The organism is Saccharopolyspora rosea (assembly GCF_025643595.1).
In the GTDB taxonomy this organism is placed as follows: Bacteria; Actinomycetota; Actinomycetes; order Mycobacteriales; family Pseudonocardiaceae; genus Saccharopolyspora; species Saccharopolyspora rosea.
In genome coordinates this window covers 6,358,900-6,379,671 of the sequence record NZ_CP102826.1, presented here as the reverse complement: position 1 = coordinate 6,379,671, position 20,772 = coordinate 6,358,900, and the positions used below count along the sequence as shown (strand labels likewise).

General features: G+C 71.5%; 25 protein-coding genes. 15 read left to right on the top strand and 10 right to left on the bottom strand.

What is annotated here, in order from left to right:
- Window positions 1-7 precede the first annotated feature (7 nt).
- The 3 genes from NV263_RS29690 (at window position 8) to NV263_RS29680 (ending at window position 2,773) form a co-directional block, all read left to right on the top strand.
- Window positions 8-1,225 carry a transglycosylase SLT domain-containing protein gene (locus NV263_RS29690; RefSeq protein WP_263250123.1) on the top strand — a complete coding sequence of 406 codons (1,218 nt, stop codon included), beginning with the start codon at window positions 8-10 and terminating at the stop codon, window positions 1,223-1,225.
- Between the two features lie 97 nt (window positions 1,226-1,322).
- Window positions 1,323-2,489 (top strand): aminotransferase class I/II-fold pyridoxal phosphate-dependent enzyme, encoded by a 1,167-nt coding sequence (locus tag NV263_RS29685; protein ID WP_263250122.1) that lies wholly within the window; start codon window positions 1,323-1,325, stop codon window positions 2,487-2,489.
- Window positions 2,490-2,608: 119 nt separating this feature from the next.
- Window positions 2,609-2,773: a hypothetical protein gene (locus NV263_RS29680; RefSeq protein ID WP_263250121.1), complete on the top strand. Its 165-nt coding sequence runs from the start codon at window positions 2,609-2,611 to the stop codon at window positions 2,771-2,773.
- A gap of 142 nt (window positions 2,774-2,915) precedes the next feature.
- Here the strand turns inward: NV263_RS29680 and NV263_RS29675 are convergent, their stop codons facing one another.
- Entirely contained in the window at window positions 2,916-3,515 is a 600-nt protein-coding gene (locus NV263_RS29675; RefSeq protein ID WP_263254426.1) for an HAD family hydrolase, read from the bottom strand.
- Between the two features lie 22 nt (window positions 3,516-3,537).
- Window positions 3,538-4,551, bottom strand: a complete 1,014-nt coding sequence (locus NV263_RS29670; protein ID WP_263250120.1) for a threonine aldolase family protein — start codon at window positions 4,549-4,551, stop codon at window positions 3,538-3,540.
- A gap of 167 nt (window positions 4,552-4,718) precedes the next feature.
- On the opposite strand from NV263_RS29670, the gene NV263_RS29665 reads away from it, so the two are divergent.
- The 3 genes from NV263_RS29665 to NV263_RS29655 all read left to right on the top strand — a co-directional run bounded on the left by NV263_RS29665 (window position 4,719) and on the right by NV263_RS29655 (window position 6,357).
- Entirely contained in the window at window positions 4,719-5,234 is a 516-nt protein-coding gene (locus NV263_RS29665) for a SigE family RNA polymerase sigma factor (protein WP_263250119.1), read from the top strand.
- Between the two features lie 13 nt (window positions 5,235-5,247).
- Entirely contained in the window at window positions 5,248-5,910 is a 663-nt protein-coding gene (locus NV263_RS29660) for a hypothetical protein (RefSeq protein WP_263250118.1), read from the top strand.
- A 123-nt stretch (window positions 5,911-6,033) separates the two neighbouring features.
- Entirely contained in the window at window positions 6,034-6,357 is a 324-nt protein-coding gene (locus NV263_RS29655; protein ID WP_263250117.1) for a DMT family transporter, read from the top strand.
- 323 nt (window positions 6,358-6,680) lie between these two features.
- Here NV263_RS29655 and NV263_RS29650 read toward each other — a convergent pair whose 3' ends face one another.
- Window positions 6,681-7,817 carry a transposase gene (locus NV263_RS29650; protein WP_263250116.1) on the bottom strand — a complete coding sequence of 379 codons (1,137 nt, stop codon included), beginning with the start codon at window positions 7,815-7,817 and terminating at the stop codon, window positions 6,681-6,683.
- Between the two features lie 275 nt (window positions 7,818-8,092).
- Here NV263_RS29650 and NV263_RS29645 point away from each other — a divergent pair, with 275 nt between their 5' ends.
- Window positions 8,093-8,677, top strand: a complete 585-nt coding sequence (locus NV263_RS29645; protein WP_263250115.1) for a TetR/AcrR family transcriptional regulator — start codon at window positions 8,093-8,095, stop codon at window positions 8,675-8,677.
- Here NV263_RS29645 and NV263_RS29640 read toward each other — a convergent pair.
- On the bottom strand, window positions 8,674-8,985 hold the full coding sequence (locus tag NV263_RS29640) for a hypothetical protein (RefSeq protein ID WP_263250114.1): 312 nt from the start codon (window positions 8,983-8,985) through the stop codon (window positions 8,674-8,676). The genes NV263_RS29645 and NV263_RS29640 overlap by 4 nt on opposite strands.
- A 203-nt stretch (window positions 8,986-9,188) precedes the next feature.
- On the opposite strand from NV263_RS29640, the gene purB reads away from it, so the two are divergent.
- A complete protein-coding gene (purB, locus tag NV263_RS29635; RefSeq protein WP_263250113.1) occupies window positions 9,189-10,622 on the top strand; it encodes an adenylosuccinate lyase in 1,434 nt (477 codons plus the stop codon).
- Between the two features lie 53 nt (window positions 10,623-10,675).
- Here purB and NV263_RS29630 read toward each other — a convergent pair whose 3' ends face one another.
- Window positions 10,676-11,329, bottom strand: a complete 654-nt coding sequence (locus NV263_RS29630) for a TenA family protein (protein WP_263250112.1) — start codon at window positions 11,327-11,329, stop codon at window positions 10,676-10,678.
- 79 nt (window positions 11,330-11,408) lie between these two features.
- On the opposite strand from NV263_RS29630, the gene NV263_RS29625 reads away from it, so the two are divergent.
- The 3 genes from NV263_RS29625 to NV263_RS29615 all read left to right on the top strand — a co-directional run bounded on the left by NV263_RS29625 (window position 11,409) and on the right by NV263_RS29615 (window position 13,514).
- Entirely contained in the window at window positions 11,409-12,302 is an 894-nt protein-coding gene (locus tag NV263_RS29625; protein WP_263250111.1) for a phosphoribosylaminoimidazolesuccinocarboxamide synthase, read from the top strand.
- Window positions 12,303-12,393: 91 nt separating this feature from the next.
- Complete coding sequence (locus NV263_RS29620) at window positions 12,394-13,068, top strand: DUF2334 domain-containing protein (protein WP_317630443.1); 675 nt, start codon at window positions 12,394-12,396, stop codon at window positions 13,066-13,068.
- Window positions 13,069-13,154: 86 nt separating this feature from the next.
- Window positions 13,155-13,514: a hypothetical protein gene (locus NV263_RS29615; RefSeq protein WP_263250109.1), complete on the top strand. Its 360-nt coding sequence runs from the start codon at window positions 13,155-13,157 to the stop codon at window positions 13,512-13,514.
- 67 nt (window positions 13,515-13,581) lie between these two features.
- Here the strand turns inward: NV263_RS29615 and NV263_RS29610 are convergent, their stop codons facing one another.
- From NV263_RS29610 to NV263_RS29600, 3 genes are all read right to left on the bottom strand, one after another.
- On the bottom strand, window positions 13,582-14,217 hold the full coding sequence (locus NV263_RS29610) for an MBL fold metallo-hydrolase (protein ID WP_263250108.1): 636 nt from the start codon (window positions 14,215-14,217) through the stop codon (window positions 13,582-13,584).
- A 77-nt stretch (window positions 14,218-14,294) separates the two neighbouring features.
- On the bottom strand, window positions 14,295-15,308 hold the full coding sequence (locus NV263_RS29605) for an NAD-dependent epimerase/dehydratase family protein (RefSeq protein ID WP_263250107.1): 1,014 nt from the start codon (window positions 15,306-15,308) through the stop codon (window positions 14,295-14,297).
- 58 nt (window positions 15,309-15,366) lie between these two features.
- Window positions 15,367-15,717, bottom strand: a complete 351-nt coding sequence (locus NV263_RS29600) for a hypothetical protein (RefSeq protein WP_263250106.1) — start codon at window positions 15,715-15,717, stop codon at window positions 15,367-15,369.
- A 244-nt stretch (window positions 15,718-15,961) separates the two neighbouring features.
- Between NV263_RS29600 and purS the strand changes: the two genes are divergently transcribed.
- The 3 genes from purS to purL are packed head-to-tail and all read left to right on the top strand — an operon-like array spanning window position 15,962 to window position 19,187.
- Window positions 15,962-16,201 (top strand): phosphoribosylformylglycinamidine synthase subunit PurS, encoded by a 240-nt coding sequence (gene purS / locus NV263_RS29595; protein ID WP_263250105.1) that lies wholly within the window; start codon window positions 15,962-15,964, stop codon window positions 16,199-16,201.
- Window positions 16,198-16,872, top strand: coding sequence for a phosphoribosylformylglycinamidine synthase subunit PurQ (purQ, locus tag NV263_RS29590; RefSeq protein ID WP_263250104.1), 675 nt, complete (start codon window positions 16,198-16,200; stop codon window positions 16,870-16,872). Before purS ends, purQ begins: the two co-directional genes overlap by 4 nt.
- 5 nt (window positions 16,873-16,877) lie before the next feature.
- The gene (purL, locus tag NV263_RS29585) at window positions 16,878-19,187 is read left to right on the top strand and encodes a phosphoribosylformylglycinamidine synthase subunit PurL (RefSeq protein WP_380756469.1); all 2,310 of its coding nucleotides are present in this window, start codon (window positions 16,878-16,880) and stop codon (window positions 19,185-19,187) included.
- A 39-nt stretch (window positions 19,188-19,226) separates the two neighbouring features.
- Here purL and NV263_RS29580 read toward each other — a convergent pair whose 3' ends face one another.
- A complete protein-coding gene (locus NV263_RS29580) occupies window positions 19,227-19,421 on the bottom strand; it encodes a DUF397 domain-containing protein (protein WP_263250103.1) in 195 nt (64 codons plus the stop codon).
- A 14-nt stretch (window positions 19,422-19,435) separates the two neighbouring features.
- Entirely contained in the window at window positions 19,436-20,305 is an 870-nt protein-coding gene (locus NV263_RS29575; RefSeq protein ID WP_263250102.1) for a helix-turn-helix domain-containing protein, read from the bottom strand.
- Between the two features lie 131 nt (window positions 20,306-20,436).
- Between NV263_RS29575 and NV263_RS29570 the strand changes: the two genes are divergently transcribed.
- A complete protein-coding gene (locus tag NV263_RS29570) occupies window positions 20,437-20,676 on the top strand; it encodes a hypothetical protein (RefSeq protein WP_263250101.1) in 240 nt (79 codons plus the stop codon).
- Window positions 20,677-20,772 lie beyond the last annotated feature (96 nt).

Here is a 20,772-nt window from a genome sequence, read left to right as displayed (position 1 = left end):
GGACGACATGGAGATTTCCGGAGAGGTGGCGGGAAAGCCGGGTGGCGGCGAACTCGCCGGGTACCTCCGCAAGGTCGAGAACAGCAGGCCGGACGAGATCCGGCGGATCGGCAAACGTTGGCGCGACTCGGCGTCGAAGATCAGCGAGAGCGGCCAGCACGTCGGCAAGGCCGTGGGGCGCCTCGACGAGGCGTGGCAGGGCGCTTCGGCGGACGCCTTCGTCGGCTACATGGGCAAGTTGACCGGCGGGTTCGACCGGGCCGAGCAGGCCGTGGAGGACTCGGCCGCGGCGCTGGAGCAGGCGGCCCTCCTCGTCGAGAACGCCAAGGAGGCGGTCAACGCCATCGGCGAGCGGGCGCTGGCCGACGCGCGCCGGGCCGAGCAGGAGTACGACCGCGCCGTCTCCGCCGCCGGTGACGACGAGGACGCCAAGCAGCGGGCCGCGCACGACCGGGACGACGAGATCAGGCGCGCGATGCAGCAGCACGCCCAGGAGGCCAAGGGCAAGATCGACGAGGCCGAGTCGGGGCTGAGCGGTGCGGCGGCTCGGCTGGCGACCGCGTCAGGCGGGCTGGACGGGGTGTTCTCGACGCTCCCGAAGGCCGGTGACCAGGACTTCACCCCGGCTCCGGGCCGCGAGGTCGACTGGCAGCTGACGCCGATGCCCTCGCACCCGGCGGGTACCGACCCGCAGGGCGCGACCGAACAGCCAGGCGGGGACTCCGGCGCGTCCGGCGGTTCCGGCGGCGCATCGGGCGGTTCCGGCGGGGCGTCCGGTTCCCACGGCGGCTACTCCGGCGGTGATTACTCCGGCGGTGGTGGCGGGCTCGGTCCCAGCGGTGGCCCGCCGAGCGGTGGACCGCCGCCCGGCAACGTCGAGGACTGGATCCGCGAGGCGATCAAGATCCTGCGGGCCAACGGCGTTCCGGTCACCGAGGACAACATCGACCAGATCTGGACGATCATCGAGAAGGAGTCCGGCGGCAATCCGCACGCGATCAACAACTGGGACTCCAACGCCGCCAAGGGCACCCCGTCGAAGGGCCTGATGCAGTGCATCGACCCGACGTTCCAGCAGTACAAGCTGCCCGGCCACAACGACATCTACAACCCGGTGGACAACATCATCGCCGGTGTCCGGTACACCTTCGCCCGCTACGGCGGTTTCGAGGGCCACCCGGGGCTGAAGTCGATGGCCCGCGGCGGCGGGTACCAGGGGTACTGAGCGGCTGCCGTGCGCGAACGGGACGGGCGTGGCGCGGCGCGTCCGACAGCCGGGACCTGCGCGTCCGGCCCGGTTCCGCGCCTGGCACGCTGAGCGCATGCTCGATCCCGCGGTTCTGGGTGTCGCGCGGCGCGCCGACGTCGCCCCCTTCCAGGTCATGGAGGTCCTGACCGCCGCCTCGGAGCGGCAGCGGACGCGCGGCGACGTGGTGTCGCTGGCGGCCGGACAGCCGTCCACACCCGCCCCGAGGGCGGTGCGGGAGGCCGCGGCGCACGCGCTGCACGCGGAGCAGCTCGGCTACACCGTGCAGCTGGGCCTGCCGGAACTGCGCGAGGCCATCGGCGGGCACTACGACCGGGAGCACGGGCTCGGCGTCGGCGTCGACGACGTCGTGGTGACCACCGGGGCTTCCGGCGCGTTCCTGCTGGCGTTCCTGGCCGCCTTCGACGCCGGCGACCGGGTGGCGCTGGCCCGCCCGGGATATCCGGCGTACCGCAACATCCTGACCGCGCTGGACTGCGAGGTCGTCGAGCTGCCCTGCGACTCCTCGACCCGCTTCCAGCCGACCGTGCGGATGCTGGAGGAACTGGACGAGCCGGTGCGCGGGCTGATCGTGGCGAGCCCGGCGAACCCGACCGGCACGGTGCTGCCGGGCGACGAGCTGGCCGCGCTGGCCCGGTGGTGCGAGGCGCACGGGGTGCGGCTGATCAGCGACGAGATCTACCACGGCCTCAGCTACGGAGAACCGCTGCACAGCGCGTGGGAGTTCTCCCGCGAGGCGATCGTGGTGAACTCGTTCTCCAAGCTGTGGTGCATGACCGGCTGGCGGTTGGGCTGGATGCTGGTGCCGGAGCGGTTGCGCCGCGCGGTCGACTCGCTGACCGGCAACTTCACCCTGTGCCCGCCCGCGCTGTCGCAGCACGCCGCGCTCGGCGCGTTCTCCCCGGACGCCTACCGGGAGGTGCGCGGGCACGTCGACCGGTACCGGACCAACCGCGAGCTGCTGCTCAGCGGGCTGTCCGAGCTGGGGATCACGCGCGTCGCCCCGGCGGACGGCGCGTTCTACGCCTGGGCCGACGTCTCCGACCTCACCGACGACTCGCCGGACTTCTGCCGTCGGCTGCTCGACGACACCGGGGTCGCGGTGGTGCCGGGTGTGGACTTCGACCCGGTGCGCGGCAACCGCTCCGTGCGGCTGTCCTTCGCGGGCAGCACCGAGGAGATCTCCGAAGCCCTCGACCGGCTGGCCCGCTGGCTGCGCTGACCCGCGCTCCGGGGATCCCTGAGATTTCCCCGGTCGTGGCCTTCGGCGGGGTACCACCCGCGCCGACCTCTGGCAGGCTGGTGGTGTCGAGTTCACCAGGTGAGCCGAGGTGCGTTGCGATGTTGTGGAAGATCGTCGGCGGGCTGTTGCTGCTGTGGCTGGTGATCTCGCTGGCCGGAGTGATCATCAAGGGCCTGTTCTGGCTGGCCGTGATCGGCGCGGTCCTGTTCGTCGCGACCGCGGCGATCGGCTGGGCCCGCGACCGCAAGCAGATCAAGCCCTAGGCGGGACGTCAGAGCCTGTCTTTGGACCTGCTCCCGGAAGGGATCTGGCAAGCGGCGCCAGCCGCTTTCTCTTTCGGTGAGGGGTCTCGCAGCGTGCACCGCCGCGGGCGCCGCCACGCAAAACGAGTTCGGAGCCGGGCTCTCAGAGCACCACGCCGTGCCCGCGGAGCACCTCGCGGGCGTGGTCGGGGCCCTGCCAGCGCTCGGCGTGCAGGCCGGCGCGGCGGGCGCCGCGGACGTTCTCCTCCCGGTCGTCGAAGAACAGGCATTCCGCCGGCGGCGCGTTGAGCGCGTCGAGCAGCACGCGCCAGATGGCGGCGTCCGGCTTGGCGACCTGGAGGTCGCCGGAGAACAGCAGGTGCTTGAACACCCGGGCCCACGGCTGCTGTTCGGCGGCGCGGCCGAACGACGACGGCGCGTTGGACAGCAGCGCCAGCGGCACGCCGTCGGAGTGCAGTTCGTCGAGCAGCTCGACCGCGCCGGGCGCGGTCTCCAGCCAGCCCGCGACGTCCGCCCTGGTCAGCCGTTCCGCCAGCGCGGCGTCGACCCGGACGCCGAGGCGCTTGCCGACCGCTCGCCAGTACGGCAGGTCACCGCAGCCGCGGTCGTACGCGTCGCGCTCGGCGAAGTAGACCTCCTCGAAGTCCTCCGGCGGCGCGCCCAGCACCGCCGCCAGCGAGGGCAGCGCCGCGGTGCGGCGGCTGATGACCTCTCCGTAGTCGAAGACCACCCAGCGCACGATCGCCTCCTCGTCGCCGCACCGGTCACCCGCGGATCCGGCGCAGCGCCTCCTCGATGTCGGCCTTGGTCACGTCCCGGTGCGTCACGAACCGGATCTTGCCGCCCATGGCGGCGGCGAGCACGCCGACGGCGCGCAGCCGCGCCAGCGCCAGCCGCACGTCCGGGACGGCCGCGAGGACGATGTTGGTCTGCGGTGTGTCGACCGCCCACCCGAGCTCGGCCAGGCCCTCGGCCAGCAGGGCGGCGTTGCGGTGGTCCTCGGCGAGGGAGTCGATCCGCTCCAGCGCGACGAGCCCGGCCGCGGCCAGCACCCCGCCCTGCCGGACGCCGCCGCCGAGCATCTTGCGCATCCGCCGCGCTTCGGTGACGAAGTCCGCGTTCCCGGCGACCACGGAGCCGACGGGCGCGCCGAGCCCCTTGCTCAGGCAGGTCTGCACGGTGTCCACGCCGACGGTCAGCGCCGCGGGCGGCACGCCGAGGGCGATCGAGGCGTTCCAGATCCGCGCGCCGTCGAGGTGCACGCGCAGTCCCCCGTCGCGGGCGGCGGCGGCCAGCTGGGCGTGCTCGTGCGGTGGGATCACCGTGCCGCCCGCGCCGTTGTGCGTGTTCTCCAGGCACAGCAGCGTGGTGCGCAGGTCGAAGTACGGCCCGCCGCCGTCGGCGTTCGCCCGCACCGCGGCGGGCGACGGGCGGCCCGGTCCGGCGTCGCAGTCCAGCGGTTCCGGCATCCCGCCGGCCAGCCACGCCGCGGAGCCGAGCTCGTGGGTGAGCACGTGCGCGCCGCGCGGGGCGAGGAACCGGTCCCCGCGCCGCAGGTGCAGGGACAGCGCGATCAGGTTGCCCATGGTCCCGCTGGGCACCCAGAGGGCGGCCGCGGTGCCGAGCAGCTGGGCGACCTTGTCCTCCAGGGCGCGCATCGTGGGGTCGTGGTCGAGGACGTCGTCACCGACCTCGGCGGACGCCATCGCGGCTGACATCTGCGGGTCCGGGCGGGTAACCGTGTCGGAGCGGAGGTCGATCGGTGCCGGTTTGGTCACGAACTGATCACACCACACGGGTACCGGGGTGGGGCAATGCCCCTGGGCACATCGGTCGTCGGTCGGCGGTGCCGATCACGGGGTGGATCCGGGGCATCGAACGTGCAACGGTTGTCGCCGGGCGTTCCGTCCCATGTCTGCAGGCACTAGCGAGCGGAGAGGTCCGCGTGGACCAGCGCGAGGAGCAGGAGTTCGCGGAGTACTTCGTGGCTCGGCGGGAGGCGGTGCGTCGGATGGCGTACATGATGTGCGGTGACTGGCACCGCGCGGACGATCACGCCCAGACCGCGTTCATCGCACTGCACCGCCACTGGCGCAAGGTCCGCGACAAGGGGGCGCTCGACGCGTACGTCCGCCGCATCCTGACGCGCGCGGTGATCGACGAGTCCCGGCGTCCCTGGCGCCGGGAGCGGTCCGCCGAGAAGCTGCCGGACCGTCCGGCCGAGTCCGCCGACGTGGACGAGTCGGTGGCGACCCGGCAGGCGTTGCTGGACGGTCTGCAGCGGGTGCCGCCGAAGCAGCGCGCGGTGTTGGTGCTGAGATTCCTCGAAGGTCTGGACGTGGCGGGAGTCGCCGAAGTGATGCGGTGCAGCGAGGGCACCGTCAAGAGCCAGTGCGCGCGCGGCCTCGCGGCGTTGCGCGAGGTGCTCGGCGACCAGCTCGGGGACCTGCGGTCGGCGTGAGGAGGTGCGGCTAGTGGACGAGCGCAGGCTCGGGGAGCTGTTCCGCGACGCGGCGGAGGCCGCGCCGGAGGCGACGTTCGACGCGCAGGACGTGGTCCGCGAGTCGAGGCGCGTCACGGCGCGGCGGCGCTGGGCGGCGGCCGGTGGCACGTTCGTGGCGGCGGCGGTGCTGGTCGGCGGGGTCGGCATCGGCACCGGGGCGTTCACCCCGCCCGGCGGCGGTTCGCACACGTCGGTGCAGAGCGCCCCGTCGACCTCGTCGCAGCCGCGCGCGCAGCAGCCCGGCGTGCTCAGCGAACCGGTCCCGCGCTCGGGCGTGTGCCAGCCGGACGCGCAGGTCGTGGCGGCGGTGGCGGCGCGCTTGCCGGAGGCGGCGCAGGCGCCTCGGGAGCCGTCGCGGGACTGCCCGGCGGGCGCGCGTTCGGCGGTGTTCGTGCTCCGCGAGGGCGCCGCGTCCGGGCGGGTCACGGTGACGGTGAGCCCGGCCGGTTCGGTGCCGCCCGCCGAGTCCGCGCCGGGTGACGTGCGCCGACCGGACGGGGCCGAGCAGGCGGTCCGCAAGGCGCGCAGCGGCCGCCTGGTGGTCGTGGTGAGCGCCCCGGACGAGGGGTCCCCGGCGGCACCGTACGGGACTCGGGTGGCCGCGATCGCGAGCGAGCTGTCCACCCAGTTCTGAGTCGTTCTCCCAGCTCAACGGTCATGCGGTGGCGTTGGTCACCGAAACGGTACGTCCGTACCAGATTATTGGTACGCTGGTACCAGTCCGGGCGGAGGGTCCGCCGGAGTGGGGAGGTCGATCGTGGCCTGGATCGTGCTGATGATCTCCGGTGTGCTGGAGGCGGGCTGGGCGATCTCGCTGAAGCTCTCGCACGGGTTCAGCAGGCTGGTGCCCAGCGTGGCGTTCCTCGTGCTCGCGCTGGCGAGCTTCGCCGGGCTGGCCTACGCGATGCGGACGCTGCCCGCCGGCCCCGCCTACGCGGTGTGGACCGGCATCGGTGCCGCGCTGACCGCGGTCGTGGGCATGGTGTGGCTCGGCGACGGCTTCTCGGTGGCCAAGACGGTGTCGATCGTGCTGATCGTCGCCGGTGTGATCGGCCTGAACCTCACCGGCGGCGGACACTGAGCTTGGTTTTTAACCTTGTCGTCTGGGTTTGGTGCCCTTGTTGTGGTGGGTGGGGCGTTGGTAGGCCTCGCCGGTGGTGAGGATGCGTCCGACGTTATGGCGTGGGGCGCGGCGGTGGTTTGTTGAGCCGGGTGGTCGTCCCGGGCCGGGCCGGGTGGGTTTCGGTGCGCCCGCTGGCGAGGGGGTCTTCGTGCGCAGGTTCCGAAAACCCCGCCGGATGCGGGCGGGCGTGAGTCGCTCGGGTGGGGCTGGTTTCTCCCAGGGGCGCCGCAGGTCGGCGGTCAGTGGCCGGGCGAGGCGAAGCTGGGTGTGGGCGGTGATGATCAGCCAAGTCCAGCGGTCGGCGGCTTCGGGGTCCCGCAGTTTCGGGACGGTCCAGCCGAGGGTCTGTTTGAACAGGCGGAAGTGTGTTCGATGTCGAAGCGGCGCAGGAATGCCTGCCAGCAGCGATCGATGTCGGCGGCGTCCAGGTCGATTGCGGAGCACCACAGCCACACCGGTTTGGCTTGGCCGCCACTGGGAAGGCGATCGACGGTGAGCCTGATGAGGGTGCCTTCGATGATCGGCAGTGGACCCTGGTGTCCGGTCCAGGCGGCGCGGCTGGTCAGGCGGGGATGGAGTCGGTTCCAGGCTTGTGCGGTGGCGGTGCCGTAGAGCCGGGTGGGGGTGCGGGTGATGACGTGTTCGTCGCCCCAGGAAGCCGGGTCACGGAAGATGAATTCGCCGCCGTGTCGGGCAGGCCGACCGCGCGCGCCGGGCATTCGGGCCGGAGCGGGCCTGCGCAGGACGCGGTCTGAACGCATCCGGCCGAGAATCTGCACCGGCAGCCCACCCAGCAGGTGGGCGACGCGCGGGGCGTCATACCCCGCATCCAGCACCACCAGAATCTCCGGATCGCCGGGCTGCCAGTGGCCGGCTGCGATGAGCCGCTCGACGACCTGGCGGATCTGCACCGTGGTCACCGCCGCGACATCGCAGCCCGGCTGCAGCCGGATGGCGTCCAGCAGCGCGGTCCACGACGTGCGGCCGGCCTCCAGCGCGGCGACGATCGAGTACGGCCAGCCGGGGATCATCAGATGCTGGTCTCTGCCGCGACCGTAGGTGTGACAGAACGAGCGGTCCGGGGAGGTATTGGCATCGGGCCGCACCCAGGGGGACACATCCACCGCCAGCACCAGCCGCCCGTCGGCCGCTCGGGGCAGCGGCAGACCCGCCAGTGTCGTCCGCAACCGCTCGATGTCGATCCGGCCGCAGTTCATCGCGTCATACAACGCGCCGTGCCCGCGCCGGTGCTCCGGCGCCAGCGACAACCCCACCAACGACCGCACCGGGCCATCGGTGCACAACACCGCCTCGGCCAGCTCGAACAACGCATCCGCCCGCGCGGTCAGACACGCATAGAACTCCTGGCGGAACCTGACCAACTCCCCGAGCGCAGCTTCGCGATCGGGATCATGCACACTGACCATCGCAGCCCTTGGGTTGATCTTCTGTCTGTGGCAAGAGGAATGATCAACCAAGGGCTGCTTTCATGATCAACCGGGCCCCTGCTACCAGCGGTAGAGGTTAAAAACCAAGCTGAGATCATGTCGTTGAACTCGTTCTGGCTGGCGGTGCCGGTAGCGAACCTCGTGCCCAGGACCGAAAGCGGCGCTGCCACAGCGGCGGCTGAGGTTCCGCCACCGGCACCGCCGCGCACAACGAGTTCGAAGACAGGCTCCTAGGATCGGCTGCCATGACCACGGCCAGTACCCCCAAGGGCGAGCGGCGGCGGCAGGCGTTGGTGGTGGCTGCTGCGCAGCTGCTGGCCGAGGGCGGTTTCGACGCGGTGCGGCACCGCGCGGTCGCCGAACGCGCGGGGCTGCCGCTGGCCTCCACCACCTACTACTTCTCGTCGCTGGACGACCTGGTCAGCGCCGCGGTCGAGTACGAATCGCGCCAGGAGCTGGCCGCGGGGCGGGAGCGGCTCGCGGAGCTGGCCGAGCAGCCGCGCAGCACCGACGCGGTGATCGAGCTGATGCTGGACCTGCTGCTCGGTGCGGGGTCCCGGGACCGCGGCGCCGAACCGGTGCTGCTGCGCTACGAGCGCCTGGTCGGCTCGCCGCGCCGCCCCTACCTCGCGCCGTTGATGCGGGAGTTGACCGCGGAGCTGCACGACCTGCTGGCGGAGATCTTCGCGCGCAGCGGCATGGCGGTGTCCCGGGAGCGCCTGTCCGAGCTGGTCATGCTGGTCGACGGTGCCGTGGTGAACGCGCTGATCGAGAGCGATCCGGATCCGCGGTCCGCCGCTCGTCGGATGTTGCGCGCCCAGTTGGGCTAGAAGTCCCACACCACGTGCGAGAAATGTGATTCCTCGGTTCGGCGGAGGCATTCATCGCATTTTTCGGTGACCGTCTTGGAATGCGGTTCCCGGCCGATCGGCGTGCTCTGCGGGATTTTCAGCCACGAGTCGCACAGCGAGGGGACCAGCTGCCCGGAGTAGACGGCGCCGGGGCGAACGGTCGTGGCATGCCTGCGATCCAGGCCCAGTCCGACGATCCAGAAGAGGTCCTGCCGTTCGTCGTCGAACACGTCAGTCACCATGATTTCGAACGTTCCTTTTCCCAGTGGCGGATCGGCGTTCGGCACGTTATGTTCGCGATCCGCCGGAAGTCTACCGGCGTAGGGACTTTTGCAGCCGAATTAATGTGGATCTCAACCGATCGGGAATCGGTTGTGCGGTATGCACCTGCACGATGTGAATGCACGTGCATGCATGATCCGTTCGGGTAGCACCGAAGGTGACGGGTGGCGGCGCTGCGGCGCCGGTGGCGGACGTATCCTCACTGTTCGTGACGGCCAAACCCAGCATCCCGAACGTCCTCGCCGCCCGCTACGCCTCTCCCGAGCTGGTCGAGCTCTGGTCGCCCCGGCACAAGATCATCCTGGAGCGCCGGCTGTGGCTGGCGGTGCTGCGCGCCCAGGCCGACCTCGGCATCGACGTGCCCGAACAGGCGCTGGCCGATTACGAGCGGGTGCTGGAACAGGTGGACCTGGACTCGATCGCCGAGCGCGAGAAGGTCACCCGGCACGACGTCAAGGCCCGCATCGAGGAGTTCAACGCCCTCGCCGGCCACGAGCACGTGCACAAGGGCATGACCTCCCGCGACCTGACCGAGAACGTCGAGCAGCTCCAGGTCCGGCGCAGCCTGGAGCTGGTGCGCGACCGTGCGGTCGCCGTGCTGGCGCGGCTGGGCCGGCTGGCCGCCGAGCACGCGGAGCTGGTCATGGCCGGGCGTTCGCACAACGTGGCCGCGCAGGCCACCACCCTCGGCAAGCGCTTCGCGACCGCCGCCGACGAACTGCTGGTCGCCTTCCAACGGCTGGAGGACCTGCTGGCCCGCTACCCGCTGCGCGGGATCAAGGGCCCGGTCGGGACCGCCCAGGACGCGCTGGACCTGCTCGGCGGCGACGCGGCCAAGCTCGCCGAACTGGAGCGCCGGGTCGCCGGGCACCTGGGTTTCGGCCGCACTCTCACCAGCGTCGGCCAGGTCTACCCGCGGTCGCTGGACTACGAGGTGCTCACCGCGCTGTCGCAGCTCGCCGCCGCGCCGTCCAACGTGGCCACCACGATCCGGCTGATGGCCGGGCACGAGCTGGTCACCGAGGGTTTCAAGCCCGGCCAGGTCGGTTCCAGCGCCATGCCGCACAAGATGAACACCCGCTCCTGCGAACGGGTCAACGGTCTCGCGGTGGTGCTGCGCGGTTACGTGTCCATGGTCGGGGAACTGGCCGGTGACCAGTGGAACGAGGGCGACGTGTCCTGCTCGGTGGTCCGCCGGGTGGCGCTGCCGGACGCCTTCTTCGCCTTCGACGGCTTGTTGGAGACGTTCCTGACCGTGCTCGACGAGTTCGGGGCCTTCCCCGCCGTCGTCGCTCGGGAACTGGACCGCTACCTGCCGTTCTTGGCCACCACCAAGGTCCTGATGGCCGCGGTGCGCGCGGGCGTGGGCCGGGAGACCGCGCACGAGGCGATCAAGGAGAACGCGGTCGCGGTCGCGCTGGCCATGCGGGAGCAGGGCGCCGAGCGCAACGACCTGCTGGACCGGCTGGCCGCCGACGACCGGTTGCCGCTGGGCCGCGAACAGCTCGACGAGCTGCTCGCCGACCGCCTGGCTTTCACCGGCGCCGCAGCCGACCAGGTCCGCGACGTGGTCGCCGAGGTCGAGAAGGTCGTCGCCCGCTACCCCGAAGCGGCCGCCTACACGCCGGGCGCGATCCTGTAGCGAAACCACCGGGCTCGTGGTGCGCGGCCGCCACGCACCACGAGCCCGCGCTCTCAGCCGCTCCAGTGGGCGTCGAAGAAGTCGCGTTCGCAGCGCGTCGCTTCCTGGAACAGCCGGAGGCACCGGGCGCGGTCCCGCTCGTCGAGGTCCGCGCCCACCCGGTCGAGTTCGCCGCACAGCCAGTCGACCCAGCGGCGGAACTCCGGGTTGTTGTGCAGCGTGATCCACTCGGCGTGCACGAAGTTCTCCGGCAGCGTCGCCGGGGCCCGCACCGCCCACTCCAGGTAGCTCCACTCGGCGACCACGAGGACGGTGAGCACCTCGGCGTAGCTGCCGCGCGCGTTGGTGTCGTTCATCAGCTCGCGGAACGTCACCGTCGCGTCGTGCAGCCGCGGGCTGATCCGGTCCGCCTCGCCGACGCCGAGGGCGTCGAAGGCCCGCTGGAAGTAGGTGTTCTCCTCGCTGGTGACCACGGCGATGCTGCCCGCGATCGCCAACCGGGAGGCGTAGCGGTCGGCCTTGGCCAGCGCCGAGCCGAGCAGCGCCAGGAAGTCGTCCACGAACTGGTAGTCCTGCACCAGGTAGGAGCGCATCGACTCGGTCGGCACCAGACCGTCGAACAACGCCCGGGTGAACGGGTGGGTGATCACCGCGGTCCAGTCGGGTTCGCTGCGTTCGCGCAGCCAGCCGGTGAATGTGTCGGCCACTGTTGCCTCCCTGCTTCGCTCCGCCTCGTCATACCACCCGCGCCGGGGAGCCGGTCCGCTGTGGGGGAGAATCCGGCACGTGGTTGCACTCGCCGATTACCCCCGGATCGCCGCGGGCAAGGTCCGCCAGCTGTACGCCGTCGACGACGAACACCTGCTGCTGGTGGCGTCCGACCGGATCTCGGCGTACGACCACGTGCTCGACACCCCGATCCCGGACAAGGGCCGGGTGCTGACCGCGATGAGCGTGTTCTGGTTCGAGCTGCTGGCCGACCTGGTGCCCAACCACCTGGTGTCCGCCGACGACCCGCGGATCCCCGGTGAGGTGCGCGGTCGCGCGCTCCTGGTGCGGCGCCTGGAGATGCTGCCGGTCGAGTGCGTGGCGCGCGGCTACCTGACCGGTTCCGGGCTCGCCGACTACCGGCGCACCGGCGCGGTGTGCGGGGTTGAGCTGCCGGACGGGCTCACCGAGGCGTCCCGGCTGCCCGAACCGATCTTCACGCCCGCGACCAAGGCCGCGCTGGGCGAGCACGACGAGAACGTCAGCTTCGAGGCGGTGACCGCCGCGGTCGGCCGGGAGCGCGCCGAGCAGCTGCGCGAGCTCACGCTGCGGATCTACCGGCGCGCGGCCGAGCACGCGCGCGAGCGCGGGGTGATCCTGGCGGACACCAAGTTCGAGTTCGGCGTGGCCGCGGACGGTTCCGTGGTGCTCGGCGACGAGGTGCTGACCCCGGATTCCTCCCGGTACTGGCCCGCGGACGGTTACGAACCGGGCCGGACCCAGCCGTCCTTCGACAAGCAGTACGTGCGCGATTGGCTCACCTCCCCGGCCTCCGGCTGGGACCGCGCCTCGGACACCCCGCCGCCACCGCTGCCCGCCGACGTGGTCGAGGCGACCCGCTCCCGCTACGTCGAGGCGTACGAGCGCATCACCGGCGAGTCCTTCGCCGACTGGCCTGCTCCGACCGCCTGAGCGCAGCGCGAAATCTCCGAGCTCGGCGCCCGCGGGTCACCTCGGCGTCAGCCGGCGGTCACCGCGGCTGGGTGCAATGGGCGTCGTGGGCATGCCGCTCGTGGTGTCGCTGGCCGGGTTCGACGCCCGGACGCTCGACCGGTGCGCGGACTTCGCCGCCGAGCTCGACCGCCGAGGCGTCCCGTTGACGTTGCTGCTCCCGCCGGGCCCGCGCCCGGCTCCGCCGGTGCGGCGCTGGCTGTCCGATCGCCTGACCGCGGGCGACGCGCTCGGCCTGCGCGGCTTCGGCCATTGCTCGGGTCGGTTGCTGCCGGCGGCGCTTCCCGCGCACGAGGCGGGGTTGCGGCTGGTCGCCGCCCGCGCGGCGCTGGAACGCATGGACCTGAGCACGGACACGTTCGTCCTGCCGAGGCGGCTCGCGTCGCCGGGCACGACCGCCGCGCTGCGGCGGCACGGTTTCGCGGTGTGCGCGGACGCCTCGACCGTCCGCGACCTGGTGACCGGCCGGCTGCACCGGGCGCGCGCCCGGTCGATCGGCCCCGGCGAGCGCGGTGAGCCGTGGCGCTGCCGGGCTCTCGTGCTGGGGGCCGGGAGGGCGGCGCGCCGCCGGAGGATGGTCCGGCTGGCGGTGCGCGCCGGGGACCTCGCCCGGCCCGGGCCCCGCCAGGCGGTGCTGGACGGCGTCGACCTGGCGCTGCACCACGGCGCCGACCCGATCACCTACTCCGCCCTAGCCGCAGCCCGTGACCTGGGCAGATGCGGATGAGAGCGGCTTCATCGCGACTTCAGGGACGACTCACCACCACCCGCGAGGCTCGGTAGCGCACACGCCTCCTACGAAAGCGGGGAACCATGCGCATCCGGAACGTCAAGCGCTCCTGGGCGGTCGCCTCGGCCGTCGCGTTGCTGGGCCTCACCGGCGCGGGCGTCGCCCTCGCGGCCGACGCGGGCACCGCGCCACCGCCGCCTCCGCCGCGCCTGCCGGTGGTCCAGCAGCCGCCCGCGCCCTGCGCGGACGACGACCGGGACGACGACCGGTGGGACCGCGACGACGTCGCCGACCGGTGGGACGACTGCTTCGACGACGACTGCTTCGAGCACGGCCGCTTCCTGCCGGGCCAGGTGCCGGGAGTCCCGCAGGCGTCCCGGCCGCTGCCGAAGGGCTGGCCCGTCGACTGCGACGACGATGACGACGGGCCCGGCGACGACTGAGAGCCCGTCCCCGACCGCACCGACCGGGGGCGCGGCCTCGTCGCCGGCCGCGCACCACGACGAGCCGTCACACGGACGTCGCCGCACCCCGGTCGAGCACGTTGACGCTGGTCCCGGACGGGCCGAGCTGCTCGAACATCCGGTAGTGCAGCTGCGGCACGGCCAGCACCGCCTCGTGGATCGGGACGGCGACGCGCGGCGCGACGGCCCGCAGGAAGTCGACGGCCTCGGACACCTTCAGCCACGGCGCGCCCGTCGGCAGGCAGAGGACGTCGACGCGCTGCTCGGGCACGAAGAACGAGTCGCCCGGGTGGTAGAAGCCGCCGCCGTCGACGAGGTAGCCGATGTTGTCGATGACCGGGAGGTCCGGGTGGATCACGGCGTGCGCGCCGCCGACGACGGTGAGCGCGGCTCCGGCGATCTCCAGCGAGTCGCCGGGCCGCGCGGTCTCGGCGGGCACTCCCTTGCCGTCGAGCAGTTCGACGGATCCGGGGTCGGCGACCAGGCGGGCCCGCGGGTTGGCGGCCAGCAGGTCGGGCAGCCGGTCCACGTCGACGTGGTCGAAGTGCTGGTGGGTGAGCAGCACGGCGTCGAGGTCGCGGAGCTCTTCGAAGCCCGTCGAGAACGAACCGGGGTCGAACAGCAACCGGGCCGACCCGGTTTCGACCAGCACGCAGGCGTGTCCGAAGTGGGTGATCTGCACGGTGTTCCTCCTCGATGGCCGGACTTCCGGGTTTCCCGCGCCGGACGGCGCGGAATCCGGATCCACCCTTGCACCGGTCACCAGACGCGGTGCGCAAGGGTGGCCAGCAGCTCCGACTCCTCGGCCGGGGTGAGACCGGCGATGCGTTCCCGGTCGAGGCCGAGTTCCCGCTCGGTGCGCAGCGCCGCGTGCGCGGTCTCGGCCAGCGGCCGGACGGGCATCCCGGCCGCCAGCGACTCCGCCGGGTCGTGGGCGGTCAGGCCGAGGTGCGTGTCCGGCAGCCAGAGCGGCAGCGACTTCGGCCCGCCCCACGGGGAGACACCGGCGTCGAGCAGCGCCCGCGGCGGCGCGGCGACGAGTTCGGTGCCTTCCGGCGCGACGATCTCGGCCAGCCCGGTGAGCAGCGCGCGCAGCGTCGTCACCGGCCCGATCGCGTCGAGGGTGCCGGTGCGGCCCTGCTCGGCGGAGCCGATGATCCACTCGGCCAGGTCCAGCACGTCGATGTGCTGGATCGGCTGGTCGGGAGCGTCCGGGACGAGCACCCGCCCGCCCCGCCACAGCCGCGCCGCCCAGTAGCCGAACCGGTCCATCCGGTCGCCGGGACCGGTGATGAGTCCGGGGCGCACCACGAACGCCCGGTCGCCGACGGCCTCCCGCACGGCGTTCTCGCTGGCGACCTTGACGCCGCCGTAGGTCTCGACGTCGACCTGCCGGTCCTCGGAGGTGAAGTCGGGCGCGTCGGTGACCGGGTCGAGCACCGGGGACGCGGCCGTCTGCCCCGGGGTCATCGTGTCGGCGTAGGCGTTGATGCTGGACACGAACGTCCAGTGGCCCGCCTGGGCGCCGAGCGCGGCCAGCGCGTCCCGCACCCACCGCAGCGACATGGTGGCGACGTCGACCACCGCGTCGAACCGGCGCCCGGCCAGCGGGTCGAGTCCGTCGCGGCGGTCGACCGGTACGAGTTCGGCACCGGCGGGCACCGATCCGCTGACGCCTCGCGCGGCGCAGGTGACGCGGTGCCCGCGCCGGACGGCCGCCGCGGCGACCGCGTGCCCCAGCTGCGCGGTGCCGCCCAGAACCAGGATCTCCATGCCGGAAACGATGCCCGTCGCACACCAGCCCGGCGAGTGATCTCACCGAGGGCGAACGTCAGCCCGACACCGTGATCGTCATGCTGGGCCCGGCGCTGCCGCCGACGTGGGTGTGCACGGGGTAGTCGCCGGGCGGGACGGTCGCGATGGTGGCGGTGGCCTCGGTGGTCCCGTCGCGGTCGTCGAGGACCCGCGCCAGCCCTTCGTCGGCGCCGAACGGGTGCTGCCCGGAGCGCGCGAAGGCCGGTGACGAGATCCAGCCCACGTCCTCCCGGCCGTGGTCGAGGTGCAGGGTGATGGTGCCGCCCGCGCGCACGGTGGTGCGGTCGGCGGTCAGCCCGCCCGGTGCCGCCATCGCGGTCAGGCTCGCGATCAGTCCGGCGGTGACCAGCGTCTTCGTCAGTCGCATGGGTGTGCGCCCCCTCGGTTCGCTGTCGGGTGGGGGCCGGTTGCGGGCCCCCGGTGTGTAGAGACGGCGAACGGAGCAGAGGTTTAGACAAATCGCCGGAATTGTGTCGTATGTCACCCTTCGTGAGCCATGCCGCACCCGGCCCCCTCTCGGGCGGGGTGAACTCCCAGCTCAGTTACCCTTTTGAGGTACTGCTGACCATCCGCCCGAGGGCGGATCCGCACGGAAACCGGGAGCAGCACCCGTGGCCCGAGTCGTAGTCGACGTCATGCCGAAGCAGGAGATCCTCGACCCCCAGGGGCAGGCGGTGGCGAACGCGCTGCCCCGGCTCGGGTTCGACGGGATCGCCGAAGTCCGCCAGGGGAAGCGTTTCGAGCTGGAGGTCGACGACTCCGTCGACGACGAGACGCTGGCCCGGATCGCCGAGACGCTGCTGGCCAACCCGGTGATCGAGGACTGGACCGTCCGCCGGGTGGACGCATGAGCAAGATCGGCGTCATCACCTTCCCCGGCACCCTCGACGACGTCGACGCCGAGCGCGCGGTGCGCCGCGCGGGCGCCGAGCCGGTCGCCCTCTGGCACGCCGACCACGACCTGCACGGGGTCGACGCGGTGGTCGTCCCGGGCGGCTTCTCCTACGGCGACTACCTGCGCTGCGGCGCGATCGCCAAGTTCGCCCCGGTGATGACCGAGGTCATCGACGCCGCCCGCAAGGGCATGCCGGTGCTCGGGGTCTGCAACGGTTTCCAGATCCTGTGCGAGTCCGGGCTGCTGCCCGGCGTGCTGACCCGCAACGCGGGCCTGCACTACGTGTGCCGCGACCAGTGGCTCAAGGTCGAGAACAACACCAGCACCTGGACGACCCGCTACGAGCAGGGCGCGGAGCTGCTGATCCCGATCAAGCACGGTGAGGGCAACTACATGGCCGACGAGGCCGTGCTGGACGAGCTCGAAGGCGAGGGCCGCGTGCTGTTCCGGTACGCGGGCGACAACCCCAACGGGTCGCAGCGCGACATCGCGGGCATCACCGACGCCCGCGGCCGGGTGGCGGGCATGATGCCGCACCCCGAGCACGCGATCGACCCGCTGACCGGCCCGACCGACGACGGCCTCGGCATGTTCCTGTCCGCACTCGACGCACTGGTGGCAGCGTGAGCGACATCGAGACCAAAGTGGACGCCGACGGTCGAACCGTCGAATTCGACACGGTCGAACTCGCCAAGTCCACTCCGGACACTCCCCAGCCGTACCGGGAGCTGGGGCTCAAGGACGACGAGTACCAGCGGATCCGCGAGATCCTCGGCCGCCGGCCGACCGAGGCCGAGTTGGCGATGTACTCGGTGATGTGGAGCGAGCACTGCTCCTACAAGTCGTCGAAGGTGCACCTGCGCTACTTCGGCGAGACCACCACCGACGAGATGCGCGAGAAGATGCTCGCGGGCATCGGCGAGAACGCCGGCGTGGTCGACATCGGCGACGGCTGGGCGGTGACCTTCAAGCTGGAGAGCCACAACCACCCGTCCTACGTGGAGCCCTACCAGGGCGCGGCCACGGGTGTCGGCGGCATCGTCCGCGACATCATGGCGATGGGCGCCCGCCCGGTGGCGGTGGCCGACCCGCTGCGCTTCGGCCCGGCGGACGCCGAGGACACCAAGCGCGTGCTGCCCGGCGTGGTCGCGGGCGTCGGCGGCTACGGCAACTGCCTGGGCCTGCCGAACATCGGCGGCGAGGTCGTCTTCGACGAGTGCTACGCGGGCAACCCGCTGGTCAACGCCATGTGCGTCGGCGTGATGAAGACCGAGGACCTGCACCTGGCGCACGCCAGCGGCAAGGGCAACAAGGTCATCCTGTTCGGCGCCCGCACCGGCCTGGACGGCATCGGTGGCGTGTCCGTGCTGGCGTCGGAGACCTTCGACGGCGACGAGAGCGCGGGTGGCCGCAAGAAGCTGCCGAGCGTGCAGGTCGGCGACCCGTTCGCCGAGAAGGTGCTCATCGAGTGCTGCCTGGAGCTCTACCACGCGGGCCTGGTCGTGGGCATCCAGGACCTCGGCGGCGCGGGCCTGTCCTGCGCGACGTCCGAGCTGGCCTCCGCCGGGGACGGCGGCATGCGCGTCGACCTGGACCGGGTTCCGCTGCGCGCCACCGGGATGAACCCCGCGGAGATCCTCTCCAGCGAGTCCCAGGAGCGCATGTGCGCGGTCGTCGAGCCGTCCAATGTGGACGCGTTCATGGACGTCTGCCGCAAGTGGGACGTGACCGCGACGGTCATCGGTGAGGTCACCGAGGGCGAGAACCTGGAGATCTACTGGCACGACGAGCTGGTGGTCGACGTGCCGCCGCGCACCGTCGCGCACCAGGGCCCGGTCTACGAGCGCCCGGTGGAGCGCCCGGCCGAGCAGGACCTCATCGCGGCGGACAACCCGAACACGCTCACCCGTCCGTCCACGAAGGACGACCTGCGGGAGACCATCCTGCGGATGGCCGCCTCGCCGAACCTGTGCTCGCGCGCCTGGGTCACCGACCAGTACGACCGCTACGTGCGCGGCAACACGGTGCTGGCCCAGCCCTCGGACGGCGGTGTGCTGCGCATCGATGAGGAGACCGGGCGCGGCATCGCGGTCGCCACCGACTGCAACTCCCGGTACACCCGCCTCGACCCGTACGCGGGTGCGCAGCTGGCGCTCGCCGAGGCGTACCGCAACGTGGCGACCACCGGTGCCACGCCGGTCGCGGTCACCAACTGCCTGAACTTCGGTTCGCCCGAGGACCCGGCGGTGATGTGGCAGTTCCAGCAGGCGGTGCGGGGTCTGGCGGACGCCTGCCGCGAGCTGGGCATCCCGGTCACCGGCGGCAACGTCAGCTTCTACAACCAGACCGGTGCGAAGGCGATCCTGCCGACCCCGGTGGTCGGCGTGCTCGGCACCATCGACGACGTCACCCGCCGCATCCCGACCGGCATCGGCGGCGAGCAGGGCGAGACCCTGCTGCTGCTCGGCGAGACCCGCGAGGAGTTCGGCGGCTCGGAGTGGACCCGCGTCGCCCACGACCACCTCGGCGGCGTCCCGCCGAAGGTCGACCTGGCGCGCGAGAAGCTGCTCGCCGAGGTCCTGGTGGCGGGCTCCCGCGACGGCATGATCTCCGCGGCCCACGACCTCTCCGAGGGCGGCCTGGCCCAGGCCCTGGTCGAGACGGCGCTGATCGGCGAGTGCGGTGCCCGCGTGGTCCTGCCCGAGGGCGCGGACCCGTTCGTCTGGCTGTTCTCCGAGTCGGCGGGCCGGGTGCTGGTCGCGGTCCCGCGCACCGAGGAGCTGCGCTTCACCGACATGTGCACGGCCCGCGGACTGCCGTGGCACAAGGTCGGCGTGGCCGACTCGGGCACGAAGTCGCTGGACATCCAGGACGTCGCGGACATCCCGCTGGACGAACTCCGCGAAGCCTGGGAAGGCACCCTGCCGAAGCTCTTCGGCTGACACGACGAAGGCCCCGGCTCCGGCCGGGGCCTTCGCACATCAGCGGTCGAACCGCCCGCCCTTGATCCCACCCAGGAACCGAGCCCAGGCATCGGACGGGACGGATAACCAGGCGCCGTCGGGGTCTTTGCTGTCCCGGACACCGGCGCCACTGCCCAGCTGGGCAACTTCAACGCAGTTGTCGTTGTTCGGACTTCGGCTGGACTTCCGCCACTTGACGTCGTCGCTTCGCATAGTGCCTCCGCTGATCACCGAGCGAACTCGTCGGCGACTCGCACTATGAACTTCTCGGACTCCACCGGATCCAGCGCAGCCGCGACGAGCTGTTGCCACAGCACAGTGTATGCGTCGACGTCGCCATGCCCGTCCAGATAACGGCCGTCAGTGAAGTCTTCCACGTAGACGAACTCAAGCGGGCCGGCATTGCCAGGTGACGGTATCCGGAACATCTTGAAGTCATGAGTTGCACGCGGAGCTGTCGCCGCGTCGAACGGCAGGATCTGGATCTGGATGTTGTGCAAGTGAGCAGCCTCCGCGACTTGGCGGAGCTGCCTCGCCATCAAGGCTCGGTCGCCGACCACGCGACGGATCGATGACTCCGACAGCACGAACCCCGCCTGCGGAGCATCCTTCTTCCGCAGCACCGCCTGACGCTCAAGCCTGGCTTCCAAGGCGTCCTCAGTGGACTGGTCGCTGAGCTGGAGCCGAGCCGTGGTGAACAGCGCGCGGATGTACTCCTCGGTCTGGAGCAGGCCAGGGATGATCTCGGTCTGGTACTGGAAGATGGCTGAGGCGTCGGCCTCCAGGTCCACGGCCATCCGGAAGTACTTCGAATAGACCGAGCGGTATCCCGACCAGCGACCGCGCTCTTGGCTCCCGCGAGCCAGGTCGAAGATCTCCGCCTCCTCCACCGCTCCCGGCGCGCGTTCCTCGTATGCGGCCAGGAGTTTCCGCAGGACGTGCTGCGGTAGCGAGGTCTGGCCGCGCTCAACACGGCTCATCGTGCTGTTGGTCTTGCCGATGAGCTTGCCTGCGGCATCGAGATCGAGCCCGGCTTCCTCGCGGGCATGGCGCAGAAGGTGCCCGAGCTGAAGCCGCCGCACGGTCGGTGTTGGCATGTCGTAGAGCATGGCATTCGCGCAGGACGTCGTGCGTACACCCTTTCGCGTGGCAGTCGATCAAGAAGCTTGTGCCCCCGGAGTCTCTTCAATCACAGTAAAGTGGGATTGCAACTTAGCGGGAGGTAGCCATGTTCCGTTTCTCGCTCGTCAACTGGTTCTGGCGTCCGGTGGGTGTCGGTCGGCACGCCTTCGACGTGGTCGTGCGCCAGGCGGGTCCGCACGACGCGGTCTTCTCGTTCTGCGGGGTCGAGGTCGAGGCGTGGCAGGTCCAGCGCCTCCCGTCGGAGATCGAGTGGATCGAGGAGGCGACGTGCATGACGTGCTGGCGCGAGATCACGTCCCGCCTCGCCGCCGAGAAGTCCACTTAGGACGAACGAGGACCAGGTCCGGCGAACGCCCCTTCCTCGTCAGCCGGACCTCCCGGGGTGGCCGGGTGCCTCCTCCCCGACAACTCGCCCGGCCAC